The organism is Variovorax sp. GW823-FHT04F07, assembly GCF_058795995.1.
Genome location: NZ_JBXAIG010000004.1, coordinates 375,733 through 390,603, shown reverse-complemented (window position 1 = coordinate 390,603; position 14,871 = coordinate 375,733). Strand labels below are relative to the sequence as shown.

Genomic DNA, 14,871 nt, shown 5'->3' with positions numbered 1-14,871 from the left:
CAGGCGGGCTATCGGAGGGCGTAGCCCGCCACGATGCCGACGAACACCGCGAAACCCAGCCAGTGGTTTTCGCGGAAGGCCTTGAAGCAGCCCTCGCGCGTGCGGTCGTGGATCAGGCGCCAGTGCCAGAGCGCCTGGGCCACCGCCGCGGCAATGCCTACATAGAAGAGAGCCCCCAGCGACCGGCTGGCACCCGCCCAGATCCAGACCGCCAGGAAGATCGCGTAGCTGGCCATCACCGCCGCCACGTCGAAGCGACCGAACGTGATCGCCGAGGTCTTCATGCCGATCTTCAGGTCGTCGTCGCGGTCGACCATCGCGTACTCGGTGTCGTAGGCCAGCACCCAGAACAGGTTGCCCGCCAGCAGCCACCAGGCGAAGGCCGGCACCGTCGACTGCACCGCGGCAAAGGCCATCGGGATGCCGAAACTGAAGGCAATGCCCAGCACGGCCTGCGGAATCGACACGAAGCGCTTGGCGAACGGGTAGATCAGCGTGATCGCCAGGGCCGCGAACGACCACAGCACGGTCGTACGGTTGGTGGTGAGCACCAGCCCGAAGGACAGCAGCGCCAGCACCGCGCCCAACCCCAGCGCCTCCTTGACCGACATCGCACCGCTCGTCACGGGCCGCTGGGCCGTGCGCTTCACGTGGCGATCGAAGTCGCGGTCGGCCACGTCGTTGACGCAACAGCCCGCGCTGCGCATCAGGAAGGTGCCGAGCGTGAACACCGCGAGCAGGTGCAAACCGGGCCAGCCGTCGGCCGCGAACCAGAGTGCGCCCAGCGTGGGCCACAGCAACAACAGCCAGCCGGCCGGCCGGCTCCAGCGGATCAGATCGAGGTAGAGCGCAAAACGGCGGGCAAGCATGCGGCGGACGGGCAGACGAAAAAAGAGCGGCCATTGTGCCGCTCTTGCAGGGGCTCCCGGCACACATCAGGTGCAGGGAGATCAGGAAGACGTCATCAGTCCTCGAGCAGCGAGCGCAGCATCCAGGCCGTCTGGTCGTGCACCGTGCAGCGCGCGGTCAGCATGTCGGCGGTCGGGTCGTCGCCGGCCTCTTCGGCCACCGGGATGAACTCGCGCGCGATGCGCGACACCGTCTCGTGGCCCTTCACGAGGATGCGCACCATCTCCATCGCCTTGGGCGGGTTCTGCGGCACGTCGGGCACGGTGGCAATCTTGCTGAACTCGGCGTACGAGCCCGGCGCGTAGTGGCCCAGCGCGCGGATGCGCTCGGCGAGCACGTCCGTCGAGCCCCACAGCTCGGTGTACTGCGTCATGAACATCGCATGCAGCGAGTTGAAGTGCGGCCCCGTCACGTTCCAGTGGAAGTTGTGCGTCGTGAGGTACAGCGTGTAGGTGTCCGCCAGCACGCGGCTCAGGCCTTCGGCGATGGCCGCGCGGTCCTGGCGTTCGATGCCGATGTTGATGATCGGCGCATTGCGGCTGCCCGACTCCTGCGCGACGACGGCACCGCCCTTCTTGGGCACCTTGCCGGCGGAAGCTGCGGGCGACGGGGACTTGGTTTTCTTCGAGGGTTTGGCCATGGCGGAGGGGTCTTTCTTGAAGTTGGGTGACAACACCGAAATTCTGAAAGCCGGCAGGCGGCTTCGCAACAGCTTCACTCTATCCCAGCGATCAGCGATCCCAAACAGCCCGCGCGTAGGCGAAGGCCCCGAATCGCTAGGAGAGTCGTTTGACACCCGGCAGCTCGCACGCGTAGATCGCGTTGCGCAGCGCCGCAATGGCCTCGTAGCGCGTGAAGGTGCGGCGCCAGGCCAGCACCACGCGGCGCATCGGCGGGTCGCGGTCCTGCGCGTCGCGCACGGGCAGGTAGCGCACCATCTGCTCCGGCTCCTTGCGCCCCTTGACCTTCGGCTTGAGCGCCTCGGCCGGCACCGACAGGCGCGGCACCAGCGTCACGCCCATGCCCGAGGCCACCATGTGCTTGATGGTCTCCAGCGACGAGCCCTCGAAGCTCTTGCGGATGCCCTCGGCGTTGCTCGAGAAGCGCGCGAACTCGGGGCACACCTCGAGCACGTGGTCGCGAAAGCAGTGGCCCGTACCCAGCAGCAGCATCGTCTCGCTCTGCAACTCTTCCGAGGTGATCGACTCACGGTCGGCCAGCTTGTGCTTCACGGGCAGCGCCGCCATGAAGGGCTCGTCGTACAGCGGCGCCATCGCCAGGCCCGTGTCGGGAAAGGGTTCGGCCATGATCGCGCAGTCGATCTCGCCGGCGCGCAGCATCTCGAGCAGCTTGACCGTGAAGTTCTCCTGCAGCACCAGCGGCATCTGCGGCGTGCGCGCGATCACCTGGCGCACCAGGTCGGGCAGCAGGTACGGGCCGATCGTGTAGATCACGCCCAGGTTCAGCGGGCCGGCCAGCGGGTCCTTGCCGCGCTTGGCGATCTCCTTGATGCTGGCGGCCTGGTCGAGCACGCTCTGCGCCTGCTGGACGATCTGCTCGCCGAGCGGCGTCACGGTCACTTCACCGGCGCTGCGCTCGAAGAGCTTGACCTCGAGTTCGTCCTCGAGTTTCTTGATGGCCACCGAAAGCGTCGGCTGGGACACATAACAGGCCTCGGCCGCCTTGCCGAAGTGCCGCTCGCGGGCGACTGCGACGATGTATTTGAGTTCGGTGAGAGTCATAGCTTGCGTCAATTATGCGCAAGGGTCTGTGACCCGGCTGGGGCGGGGTTAAAAGCCGCGGGCTGCGCTGCGCTCAGTCGGGGCGACTCCAGACCCATTGCACCGGCTGCCCGCCGTGCGAGGGCATAGGCTCGCCCTGCGTGACCGCCGCGCTCACACGCAGGTCGGTCAGGCAGGCCCAGATGCCCGAGCGGGGGCACTTTTGGCCCGTGTCCGCAAACAGCAGCTCATCGCGGCGCATGCGGTGCCCCTGGACCTGCGCCGAGCCATCGTCCTGCACGGAGAACGCGACGCGGCCGGACGCGGCACGCTCTTCGAAAATCTCGATGGCGCCTTGCAAAGCGATGAAGAAATCCCAGTCGGACAGATCCTGCTCCGCCGCCGCGGCGGTGAAGTCGGCCTGGTACAGGCGCTGATAGCGCTCGGCGTTGTAGTCCAGCTCGAAGACGACCTGGCCTGTCGCAGCGTCCATCAGCCGGAACTGGCTGAAGCCTTGCCGCAAGCGCCCATCGCCATACCGCGAGGGCGCGATCTCGCTGCGCAGGACGGGCGAGAGCATCACCACGGAGCCATCGTCGCGCTTCTGGCAAATCTCGAACACGGCACCGTCGTCGGTGCGAAAGACGAACTTCTCGTCGGACGTCCAATAGCTGTAGTAGCGCTTGTCGTTCTCGATCGTGTAGCCGCCTTTGACGGGGAGGTCGGCGAGTACCGAGGCGCCTGGCGGTTTCTCGGCGTCGTCGACGGGGCGCCAGCGGCCGGTTGTGGGGTCCAGGTCGATGAGGTCGGAGGCGGTGTGATGCAGGTAGAGCCACATGGGACTGGTTAAACCATCATCCCTATTTCGGGCAAGCCTCTCCACTTCGGGGGGAGGTGGGGGGACCGTCTTGTGCCGCAAGGGTCGCGCAGGTGTCAGGCGATGCGACCGCGCCATGCGTGCGCGCATAGTCAACGAGGTCCTTGGGATAGAACGGCAGGTCTCGGTAGCTGCTGTCGTCGATGTCCCAGAGGTAGGTCACCAGCCCGGTCTCGAAAGCCCAGTAGCCATCGAAGCTTTGCGGGATCTTGTCGTGCAACCCGTGCCACGCAGTTCCCTTCATCGCCGAGTACCACTTCTCGAGGAATTCAGCCACGAACAAGGGGCGCTTTCTCGGCTCGGCCTCAATGGCCTTCAACAACAGTGGGTGGGCTTTGAGAAAGCGCAGCATGCCCTTCGCAGGCACCGTCGGCAGCCCCAGCTTTCCGAGAAGCGCCTCGTAGAGCGCGTCTTTGCCGCGGTTGTCGGTATAGGCAACATCGAACAAGGCAACAACGCGTGGAACCAAGTCGTCACGACACAGCAGCTTGGCCAAGGACAGGAACGTCATGGCGTAGTGGTAGCCGTCGAGTTCCTCGAGGGAGAACGGCTCGGTTTCGTGCAATGGATGAGGGAGGCTTGATGGCTCTTGCGCAGCAAGCACGCCGGGAAAGTCCGCAGCGAGGTGCTCCATCGGGCTGCCGTCCGAATAGGAGTGAACCAAGAGACGTCTCTTGGCGCTGGCGATGGCCCAATTCCAAGCAAACCAGCCATCTTCGCGAAAGCCCTCTTTTCCGAGACTTGTGTCGAGCAGCAGCTGAGCATCGGCAATGTCTTCGTGCAGACCCAGCCGGCGGACCGAACTCGGCTCTTCATTCAGAAATTTTTCGCGACGCTTCGAGGAGAAACTACTCATGGCTCACCAGTCCAAACCGCGCATTTGACTTGAGTCTCAGAGCTTGGGCGCCGTTTGATCCGCACTCCATTGCCAGAAGGTTGCGCCGTAGCTGCTGCCCTCGATGACGGGCATGACCTCGTCCGCCTTGAAGTAGCGTCGGCTGCCCGCCTTGGCTGGCGTGAACCACCAGCCGGCCAGTGGGCAAGGCTCTCCACCTCGTGTGGAGACCGGAGGGCCGTCTTGTGCTGAAAGGGAAGCGCTGGTGTCAGGCGATGCGACCGCGCCATGCGTGCGCGCATAGTCAACCAGATCCTTGGGATAGAACGGCAGGTCTCGGTAGCTGCTGTCGTCGATATCCCAGAGGTAGGTCACCAGCCCGGCCTCGAAGGCCCAGTAGCCGAAGAAGCTCTGCGGTACCTTGTCGTGCAGGCCATGCCAGTAGGTTCCCTTCATTGCGGAGTACCACTTCCTTAGGAACTCCGCGATGAATAGAGGGCGTTTTTGGGGGGGCGCCTCAATGGCCTTCAACAGAAGTGGATGGGCTTTGAGAAAACGCAACATGCCCTTCGCAGGAACTGTCGGCAAGCCGAGCTTTCCAAGCAGCGTTTCGTACAAAGCATCCTTTCCTCTATTTTCGGACCGGGCCACATCGAACAGTGCGGCCACGCGTGGAACGAGGTCGTCGTGGCGCAGCAGCTTGGCCAACGACAGCAAGGTCATGGCGTAGTGGTAGCCGTCGAGTTCCTCGAGATAAAGCGGTTCAGTCTGATAGATCGGATTCGGAAGACACTGAGCTTCGATGGTTCGGAGCATGGGAGGGTACGCCGTTGCGACCTCCGTGACGGGCCGTCCGGCCGAGTACTGACCAATGAGCAACGAAAACTTGGCGCCTGCCATGAAGCTATGCCAACGGGACCATGCATTCTCATCTGCGGAGGCCAGATCATTTTTTAGATAGCCCTCAAGCTCGGCGACGTTTTCTCGGGTTGCGTTCACAAGGAGTAGATAAGGCTCCTCGTTTAAGAAGCGCTCGCGCCGATTCGAATAGAAGTCAGCCATTTTCTAGACGTTCCATTTCATTTTGTCGATGTCGTACCCACGCAATGCATAAGGCGGAAAAAATGCCAATCCCTGCATCCGCCTTCCGCCGCGCGCTCTCGCCTTCTTGCTGTTTTTGGCATTGGCGGGTTGGCATCCATAAAGCCAGCGAAGGTAGCCAATTTTCTGGATATCGCTGAGCTTTTGCGGCACTCTCCCAGTGGTCGGATCCGGCGGAAAAACGGTAGTTCGCAGACGTTGATCGATCCACGTTCGACTCATCTGCTTCACCCCCGTCGTCGTCGTCCCCAGCTTGTTCTTCCATTCAATGTCCTGAAGCTTGTTGCCCGACTTGACGTGATAGCCGAACTTGGCCTCCATCACCACAAAGCGCGGGAACGTGGCGGGCTTGCCCGTCACCGGGTTGAAGTCTGAATCGATATCGCCGAAGGGCTTGATGCTGCGGCTGACGACCGCCTTCGCAATCTGCTCCCCAGGTATCTCCACATCGAGTTCGTCCAATATCCAGCCCAGGCTGTTGGGGATACCGTTGTAGTGCGGTGGCAGCAAGGTGCCACCGATCACCACACTGGGCTCTTTTTCGAAGAGGCCATCGATGCCCTGGTCCGAGCCGAAGAACGCGCTGGTATCGCGCTTGGATGTGTTTGGCGCCGGGAAAAGACGCGAGTAGCCCATGAAGTTGATGAAGTAATTGTCCACGCAGCTCTCGCACAAGTTGCCGTTGATCTGCGCGTACATCCAGTCGAGCAATTTGTCGGGAATCTTGTCCAGCACCTTGGGGTTCGTGATGTTGGTCGCGGCGTTGTAGACCACATGCTGGAGCTTGGCAACGGCAGCAGCCACCCAGGTCTGGACCTGCTTGAGAGCGCCCGTCACCCAACCACTGATCTTGGCGTACCACTCGCTGATCACCTTGGACATCTTGGGCAGATAGCGCCCCACCGCAGCCCCGATCTTGTCGAATATCTGGCGCAGCAGCGAATTGATCTTGCCCGCGTAGGACGGAAAGTTCAGTCCCTTGAGGTATCCCAGGGTGTCGCCGGTACCCAGGAACCGCAGCATCGCCGCGCCTTCACCCGTCTCCAGCGCGGCAACCGCAAAACGCATGTTGGCGAACTTCGGCAGCATCCGGTAGATCACCTTGCCAGCCCGTCCCACGTAGGGGATGCACAAGGCGGCAGCGGCCATGCCCAGCTCCACCAGGGCACCCTTGGTTTCCTCTGCCGTGTCGTCCTTGGAGTCGACCAGCAACGCCAGGGCGCGCAACACGTCGCGGAAGTCCTCCAGAATCCAGATGGCGATCTGCTTGCCGATGGTCAGCGGATTGATCAGTTCGACAAGGCTGAGTATTTCAGCGAACAGGTCGGAGACCCAGTTACCTTGCTCGCGCAGGTAGCTTTTCAATGCGTCGGAGCCATTGAAGTTCAGCTTGTCGAGTTCGATCGTCCAGTCGTCCACGGTGTCCGCAGCGCTGCGCGCGCCCTTGGCCGCCAGGTCCCGCACCCAATCGAACGCGTCGCTCAGGTAGGTGTGCGCATGCGCGTCTTCGAGACTGACCAACTCACCTCTGTCGCCGCTCATTTTTTGACTCCCTGTTCAACTTGATCCGCGAACGCCGCCGTGAGCGCGCTGCGCCATGCCGAGACGTCCGCTTGTGCCTTGTCTTTGGAATGCACGGAGGGGTCGATCGTCTTCACCTCCTCGTATTTCACCTTGACCGGACCCGGTGGCACGTTCTCCATTCGAGCATGCCCCTGTGCGTCCAAGTTGCCGCTGCGAACAGAACCATCTGAAAAGGTCGCGGTGTACTTGGCGCCTGCGACGGGGTCCAGATCGGCATAGTGATAAGTGAGTGCGATCCAGTTCTTGAGGTCCATCGCGTCGGACGGTAGTTGCGGCAACTCCACCGAACCCCGCCCCGGCCCCACAAAGCTCTTGCTCGTCCCCTTCACATCCAGCAGCCCCGGCATCTTCAAGGTGATGTTCATCCCATCCAGCTCGATGCTCGTCTGCCCGCCCTTGAGCGTGATCTTCTGCTGCGCCAGCACGTGAATCTCGTCATTGCTGCTGGTGACCGTGAAGCCTTCCTTGGCCAGCCATTCGAGCTCGTCGGTGTGCGCCTGCACGCTCACCGGCCCGTCCTGCGCGATGACCTGAATGCCGCCTTCGTGGCTGTACAGCCCCATGGATTTGGCGGCCGCAAAGCTCACGGTCTTGCCCGCCGCGATGTGGGCCTGCGCCTGCGCAGTCCAGTGGATCGCCTCGCCTGCGTACACGGTCGCGCTCGCAGGCGTGGCCATGTTCAGGCTCATGGCCGCATCGAGCACCATGAGCGGGCGGGCAAAGGCGGGCGCGGGGTCTTGCCCTTCGCGTGAGCCTGCGCCTTCTCCACCCTTGGGCTCGTGCGCATCCTGCCCGTTGACGTTGTCCGGATAGTGCCCGTTCTTCTGCGGATCGATGTCGTCGATGAGCGGCTGCAGCAGCGCCGTGGCGCTCAGCGCCAGTGCCTTCGCGCCGCCGGCTGCATCGGACAGCTTCTGCGCCTCGCGCAGCGCGCCCGCGAGCTGGCCGCGCACGCTGGTGGTGTCCTGCACGCTGCCCGCCGCACGCTCCTGGGCCAGCGTGGAGATCAGCAAGCCCTCGCCGGCGCGCGTGGCGACCCAGGCGTCGGAGCGCAGCTCGGCGCCGCTGCCGCGCCAGGCGCCGCGGCTGCTCTCGTCGGGTGACTGGGCGTTGAGGTGGCCCAGGTTCAGCTGGCTCGCGGCGTGCGAGCTGGCCAGGCGGGTGCGCACCTGTCCGGGCGCGTCGTCGACGATCCACTGGTTGTAGCCACTGCCGTCGAGCGCGCGGCTGTGCCAGCCCGAGAGCACGCCCGCGTGGTTGGCGGATGAATCGGTGCCAGCGGACCAGGGCGGCAGGTCCTGTCCGTTGTAGAGCTGCTGGGCGACTACCGGTCGGTCGATGTCGCCTTCGATGAAGGACACAAGCACTTCGGAACCCACGCGCGGCAGGTGATGTGCGCCCCAGTTCGGGCCCGCAACGGGTGCAGCCACGCGCAGCCAGACGGACTGGCGGTTGCTGGCGTGACGACCGGCGGCGACCAGGCTGCCTTGTCCGCTGCCCGTCGATTGCTGCTGGCCCGCACGCTGGGCCTGCCAATGGAAGCGCACCTGCACACGATGGTCGCGCTGCGTGTGGACGGCGGTCGGCGCCTCGTTGTCATCGCCGCCGACCACCAACGCGACCATGGCCTCGGGGGCCGTGGGCTTGGGTCGCCACAGCGGCACGACCTGCGCCTCGGCCGGCTGGACCTCGAAGCTGTTGCGGTAGCTGCCCTTCTCGAGTTCGCCGGCCTCGAGCACCTGCGCGGCTTGTGCGCCGAGGTTGTTGGCGGCCTCGTGGCGCACGCGCAGTGCGAGGAATTTGCGGCCGTCGTAGCGGTCGTGCTGCGTCAGCGTGAAGCGCTCGCCGGCACCGAGCTGTCGCACGCTGCCCGCGGCGCCGTAGCGCTTGATGCGCGATTCGAAGGCCACCAGCTGTTGCTCGGCGCGGCGGGCGGCGGTGGCGCTGTCGGCATAGCGCTGCGCGCCGGCGCCGTCGTAGTGCTCCAGCACAGGCACGTCGCCCATGGCCAGCGCACTCTGCACTGCGCCGGTGGGGGCCTGCAGCACGCTGGCGTCCCAGGCGTTGCGCATGACGGCGTTGGTGGTGACCTGGCGCCGGCTGCTCCAGGCGGTGATGGCGTCGGTCGCTTCGGTGGCATCGACGCGGTGGAAGCGGATCTGAGAAAGGGCGCAGTCGGGCGGGGTCGCCGCGCGGTCGAAGATCACCAGGCGGTGGTGCGAGGGCGTGGTGTTGCCGCTTCCGCTGCCCGTCGACTGCTGTTGCTGCTCATGCTCGAAGCGAAAGCTCAGGCCCTCTTCCGCCAGCAGGCGCAGCACGAAGGCCAGGTCCGACTCGCGGTACTGCACGCAGGTGGGCCGCACGGTCATCTCCTGCGTGACTTCGAAGCTGAAGCTTGCGGTCGTATGGTCGGCGAACACTTCGCTGACGATGTCCTGCACGTGCTTGGCGGCGTACACGAAGCTGTCGCGGCGCAGGCCGAGCGCGGCGAGCCAGGGTTGCAGGTGCAGCCGGTAGCGCGCCAGGCCGCCGTCACCGCCCAGCGCATCGACGGCCGTGAGGTAACCGTGCCAAGTGCGAAAGCTGCCGTTGGCCAACAGCAGGCGCAGGCTCAGTTCTTCGCCGATCAGCGCGAACGGGTCGAACTCGCTCGAGGTGGCGAGGGTGTCGATGGTGAAGTCGAAGAGCTCGTTGACGCCTTCGCTGCCGGTGAAGCGCTCGACGACAACGGCGTTCTGAGGCGCCGACGTGGGCAGCTGCAGCTTGATGAGCCGCGCCTGCTCCGACAGCCGCGCGACGTTCAGGCCTTCGAGCTTCCATGGCGTCGGCATGAAGCTGCTTGATGTGTCTGATGACATGGATATCCACCTCCCTGGTGTCAGTGCCGGTCGTGCCGGTCTTCGTTCGATGCATGGCCGCGCGCGATCTTCCCGCCCTGTCGGTTCAGGGGCTGGCCGATCGACATCGCGTGGACCGGAAAAATCCTAGTTCGCCAACGTTGCATGTGCGTTTGCTGTGCCACAGCTGAATGTCATGACCGCAGGCGGCGGAAACACGGTGTTCGATCCGAACAGCCGGTAGCGTTTTGCATTGATCGTGACGGTCTGGGTGAACGAGCCGGTCAGCCCCAGGCTGGACGCGGTCGGGTTCGTCTCGTCGAAGCTCAAGATCTGCGCAGGCAGGAACGGATCTTTGGGCATGTCGAGTACCACATGAATAGCGGCTGTCGGGACGGTTTCATTTCCAAGACGGATGCCGAACCAGCTGCGCGTCACGAACGTGGAGGACTTTTCCAGCCACGCGTCATGGACCGAGCAATCGCCAAAAGACGGCGCATCGAAACGCAGCTTTGCCAACAGCCGTCCCTGGGCGCGGCTCTCATCGCTCGATACCGCGGTGGATGTATCTGAGGTGCTCGTGTTCACCCTATAGCCGCGATAGGCCACCGCCGATGCGACGAGGAGTGCCACGGCACCCGCAGCAAGCAGCGCAAATCTCTTCACAGGTCGCGGGCGCCGCATGGCGCGGGAATACGGTCGGCGGATGTCATGACGGTCGTTGCCTCCACTGATCTGGGACATGAAAGAACTGTCTCGCATGGCAGGCGTCCGTCATTCGCGAATGCCTGCCGAACGACGCACCTCTTCTTCGCTCAAGGCCAACCCGCCAGCGGCGGCGATGACCTCTGGCGGGAATTGCGGCAACTTGCCCGTCCCCGAGCGCCGCAGGCTCTCGCCCGCCTGGATCGGCGGGCCGCCTTCTTCCATGTAGCGTCGAATGTGCTCATACAGGCGCCAGAGCAATTCATCCTCCCACCAGCCCTTGTAGCCAATAGTGACGATCTCCTGGCATTGCCTGGGTTGCCTGGGGTCGCCCCACAGCAGCGCCAGCAAATAGGAAGAACGCGCCGCTTCGCCCGTGATCTCGGTGAGTTGGTAGCTGCGCGCATAGGCGTCGTCCCAGCGACAGGTCTTGACCTCGCCAACGCCTGCGCGCTGCCAGACCTTCCAGAACCTCATCGGAATGACGGTGAAGAACGAAACCTCCCTGGTCTTGCGATTGAAGAAAACCGGCAGATCGCGAGGCGTAAGGAATCCGACTCTGAAGAAAAAGATGGCCGCGACCAGAAAGAAGAGCGCGGCCATCGTCGAAACCATGGACATCAACAAGTTCAGAACGTAGTCCGACCTGCTTGAATCCAGATCCATGATGGATTCGAACGCGCCCCATCCGAACATGCAGGCAGCGAATCCGATGAGGACTGCGTACAGCCCCATCATGAATGTGATTTCGGTCGTACCCGCCGGCGCGCCAACAACGATGGCGTTCGGATGAATCCCCAACAAGGAATCGCACGAACTCGCCTTCCCATGCACGGGCTCGCGCTTTTCACGCGAGGCGATGCGCCAGGGAGACTTTCCTCCCAGCAGGCTCTTCTTCTGGACTTTCTCGACGAACTCAAACTGCGGGTCGGGCGCATTCCATTGCGGCAGCCGAATGTCGTAGTCCGGATTGTTTTCACGGCTCATGATCTGTCACTTGGCGAGTGACTCATCGACAATGAGCTCGCCTCCTTCAGGTGCATCCCAGATCCTCACATTGCCCTTGATGCCGCTCATCGCGTCGCGGCTCATTTCCACCCGTCGAGTGATCGATTCATCGTTGATTTCCAGCGGAAATATCTTGGTCTTCGGCCCTTCGACGATCTTGTCCTGCGCGTTCAATTTCCACTGCTTGCGCTGATCCGGCGTGCCAGTCACTTCAAACCCGAGTTCGTATTTCACCAGCTCACGCAACTGAACCGGGATGAACAGGCGCGTCCATGCTTCGTATGTGTCCGTGGGAACGTTCACCAGGATCGGGGCCATGCCAACCGAGCGTCCTTGCAAAGTCGTCTTGATTCCCGCATAGAAATCGACGCGAACACCCAGCAAGACCTTGTTGAGTTCATTCTGTTCCCTCTGCAGATTTCCCCACTTGTCACTGGCTTCGCCCCAGATGCTTCGCTTCACCCATTCGACAGTGGGCGCATCGTTCAGCAACATGGCGATGAAACCCGCAATCAAGCCCAGCCCGAGAAGCAGCAATCCCCACCCCGTCCAGGACAAGCCCCAACCGGCCGCCACGGTTCCCGTGATCCAGCCTGCAGTTCCGGCCACGTACATTCCACCGGCGATGGCTGCACCGACAAAGAACAGGCTTTGGGCAAGGTACAGGGCCGATGCATCGGAATCTCCTTTTTCTTTTTCATTTCTGTGCCGCAAGAAGGCACTCACAGCGTCGAATAGAAGCGATATCGCCGACGCGCTCCCCGCCACCAATTTCAATCCCAGCGCCGACGCCGTCTTGCCGAGTTGCTTCGCGTACGCCTCGCTGATTTCCAGCAGCGCGCCGGTCACGCCCAGCCCCGTCGTCAGCAAGGTGATGCTGGCGTAGGTGCGCTCTTCCTGCGTACCCGTCTCGAGCGTGTGCCAGGTCTTGCTGATGGACAGCACCTGCAGCAGCGCGCCGGCCGCGGAAAACGTCGCACTGCCCTGCTTGAATACGGCCATGCTCTCGCGCATGACGTCCGAGCCCGTCTTCCCGACCCGGCGAGCGAAATCGGCCACGGCGTCGGCCGACGCACCGGCCGCTGCCCGCGCGTCCGAGCCGGCCTTGGCCCCGGCCGCAGTGGCCGCATCCACCGCCCCCGGCGCGGCGGCGGCACCCTGGCGCACGGCGACGTAGACGTCGATCAGCGCGTTGGCCGTGCCCGGCCTGCCGCCGACGTTGAACCACATGGCGCCGCCCAGGACCAGGCTCTTGACCTGCTTGCTGTCTGCCGCATCGGCAGCGCGCTGCGCCAAGCCCCGCACCAGCCCCATCTGCTGGCGCCAGTAGGCGGCCGCCTTGTCCAGCGAGATGCTGAATTTGTGCACGGTCACGCCCGCGGCCTTGCCCAGCGTGTTGGTGATCGATTCGGTCAGTGCCTGCAACTTGTCGCGCAGCGGCGCCGGCAGCTGCTGAAGCTTGTCCAGCGCCATGGAGGTGGCGCCCACGACGGTCAGGGTCAGATGGCCATAGGTGGACGCCAGGTTCTTCAGCAGCGGCAATTGCTGGGCGAGCCAGCGTATCTCGGGCACGGCACGCAGCAACGCCTTGTCGCCGGCCGGCAAGGGCGTGCCGGCGGCGACCGCTTTCTCGATTTCCTCGATCAGCTTGAAGAGGTTCTTGATTTCCTTGTGGACCTTGGTGGGTTTGAAGGCCTCCTGGAAACTCTCGAAAGCCGACTTCTGGTTGCCCAGCAACGACCGCACCAGCAATGCCTCCTTGTCGTTGGGGTCCTTGAGCAGGAAATCCTTGAACCACTCGGTGCCCTTGTCGGTGATCGGCCCACCATGGGTGCACATGCCCACCGCGGCGGCGTAGAAGATGCCGTCACTGGGTGTCGCCTCGTCGAAGTCGAAGCCGGTGATCAGCTTGCGTTGCTCGGACTGCAGCCAGACCTGGTAGTCCAGCTCCAGACGTTCGAGGCGTTGGCGGTCTTCCTTGATCTTGGTCTGGTAGCTGCCCAGGAAGGTGCGGTGGGCGGGTTTGCGCTTGCCCCCCGTGACCCCGTCCAGAATGTCTTCTTTCAGGCTGGTGGCCTGCTCATCGATCTTCGAGGCGCTGGGAAACGAAATGATGCCGCGCCCAGGCACAACGTAGCGGCCACTGCCGTTGGCACGGTAGTTGTTGTATGTGTACTTGGGTTCCAGGGTGGCTTCGGGCGGGAGCTTGCCTGCCGCCTTCATGTCCTTGAACTCCTTCTCGCCGACCTCCTTGCCATTCAGGCCGGCGTACTGCGGATCGGTCAACGGCGCCTTGCGCGCCTGCGCCTGCTCGTCGGCCCGCTTGAGAAGCCCTTCGATGGTCAGCGCCGTTTGCAGCTTCTGGTAGCCGGACGTCTGCGTGATGACCCATTCGGCGGCATCGTTGCACAGGGTGATGCGGCGCTGGGCGGTTTCCGCGGTCGCGCCGATCGGGTCGATCAGGCCGACGATCATGACGTCGTTGGGCGAGTAGGGCTTCTTCTTGCTGGCCTGGTTGCCGGCGGCCAGGATTCGCTGGGCCTCCGTATGCAGGGTGCCGGCCGTTTCCGGGCGCGTGTGGGCCACGCCCGGCTTTCCGGAACTGGGCAGCGGTGCAAACGGGTTGCCGCGAAGCGCCGATGCAGGGCGGCCGGGATCGTAGTCGGCCACCGCGGTCTGCACCAGCTTGTCGGTCAACGGCAGGGATTGGCTGCACGATGCGTCGGGCGCATCGATCTTGGTCATCCGCTTGCGACGCAACGTCTTGTCGTTCCCGTACAGATGCCGAACCTCCGGGCTCCAGAGATGGTCGCTGTAGGCCACCCAGACCTTGCCGGCGTTCTTGGCGTCCTGGATCACGAACAGCATCGCGCTGGCGTACGCGGCGGTGCGACTGCAGGAAAAGGCCTCTTCGTCCTTGCCCGAGGCCGAGCCTTCGAGAGGGTGCGGGGTGAGGTAGCCACCTTCATGCACCTTGAAGGCTTCCCAGCCGCGTTGGCTCTTCAGGGTCGGGGTGTGCGACTTCTCGTAGTAGGCAATGACATAACCGGGGCGCAGCGTTCTGGCGACATGCCCCGACGTTGGCAGTTGCGGCGCCGATATCTTGGAATCCATCAGCACCCGGGTCGATCCACTGCGCGCCGCGTTCTCGGCATACGCCTTGTCAGCCACACCGGGACGCACCAGAAGCACCGGGAGGCCGGCTTTCTCGCAGGCCGGGCAACCTCCTGTCGCGCAGGGAGGCGTGTTGGCGGCCGCCTTGTTCGCCGCCGCCGAGTAGGAATTGAGGGCCAT

General features: G+C 63.7%; 11 protein-coding genes. All 11 read right to left on the bottom strand.

Annotation, left to right across the window (positions count from 1 at the left end):
• Positions 1 to 8 precede the first annotated feature (8 nt).
• Complete coding sequence (gene ubiA / locus AC1RAA_RS20875; protein ID WP_492730407.1) at positions 9 to 869, bottom strand: 4-hydroxybenzoate octaprenyltransferase; 861 nt, start codon at positions 867 to 869, stop codon at positions 9 to 11.
• Positions 870 to 964: 95 nt separating this feature from the next.
• Positions 965 to 1,549: a Dps family protein gene (locus AC1RAA_RS20870; protein ID WP_062474805.1), complete on the bottom strand. Its 585-nt coding sequence runs from the start codon at positions 1,547 to 1,549 to the stop codon at positions 965 to 967.
• A gap of 136 nt (positions 1,550 to 1,685) precedes the next feature.
• Positions 1,686 to 2,651: a LysR substrate-binding domain-containing protein gene (locus tag AC1RAA_RS20865; protein ID WP_062474802.1), complete on the bottom strand. Its 966-nt coding sequence runs from the start codon at positions 2,649 to 2,651 to the stop codon at positions 1,686 to 1,688.
• 73 nt (positions 2,652 to 2,724) lie between these two features.
• Positions 2,725 to 3,468 carry a hypothetical protein gene (locus AC1RAA_RS20860; RefSeq protein ID WP_492730405.1) on the bottom strand — a complete coding sequence of 248 codons (744 nt, stop codon included), beginning with the start codon at positions 3,466 to 3,468 and terminating at the stop codon, positions 2,725 to 2,727.
• 22 nt (positions 3,469 to 3,490) lie between these two features.
• The gene (locus tag AC1RAA_RS20855) at positions 3,491 to 4,363 is read right to left on the bottom strand and encodes a PoNe immunity protein domain-containing protein (RefSeq protein WP_492730402.1); all 873 of its coding nucleotides are present in this window, start codon (positions 4,361 to 4,363) and stop codon (positions 3,491 to 3,493) included.
• A gap of 36 nt (positions 4,364 to 4,399) precedes the next feature.
• Positions 4,400 to 5,404 carry a PoNe immunity protein domain-containing protein gene (locus AC1RAA_RS20850; RefSeq protein WP_492730400.1) on the bottom strand — a complete coding sequence of 335 codons (1,005 nt, stop codon included), beginning with the start codon at positions 5,402 to 5,404 and terminating at the stop codon, positions 4,400 to 4,402.
• A 3-nt stretch (positions 5,405 to 5,407) separates the two neighbouring features.
• Positions 5,408 to 6,985: a hypothetical protein gene (locus AC1RAA_RS20845; RefSeq protein ID WP_492730398.1), complete on the bottom strand. Its 1,578-nt coding sequence runs from the start codon at positions 6,983 to 6,985 to the stop codon at positions 5,408 to 5,410.
• A complete protein-coding gene (locus tag AC1RAA_RS20840) occupies positions 6,982 to 9,858 on the bottom strand; it encodes a type VI secretion system Vgr family protein (RefSeq protein WP_492730396.1) in 2,877 nt (958 codons plus the stop codon). The genes AC1RAA_RS20845 and AC1RAA_RS20840 overlap by 4 nt, the downstream gene beginning before the upstream one ends.
• Positions 9,859 to 10,011: 153 nt before the next feature.
• Positions 10,012 to 10,608, bottom strand: a complete 597-nt coding sequence (locus tag AC1RAA_RS20835) for a hypothetical protein (RefSeq protein WP_492730395.1) — start codon at positions 10,606 to 10,608, stop codon at positions 10,012 to 10,014.
• Between the two features lie 30 nt (positions 10,609 to 10,638).
• Positions 10,639 to 11,556: a DUF6708 domain-containing protein gene (locus tag AC1RAA_RS20830; protein ID WP_492730393.1), complete on the bottom strand. Its 918-nt coding sequence runs from the start codon at positions 11,554 to 11,556 to the stop codon at positions 10,639 to 10,641.
• Between the two features lie 6 nt (positions 11,557 to 11,562).
• Positions 11,563 to 14,871, bottom strand: a complete 3,309-nt coding sequence (locus AC1RAA_RS20825; protein WP_492730392.1) for a T6SS effector BTH_I2691 family protein — start codon at positions 14,869 to 14,871, stop codon at positions 11,563 to 11,565.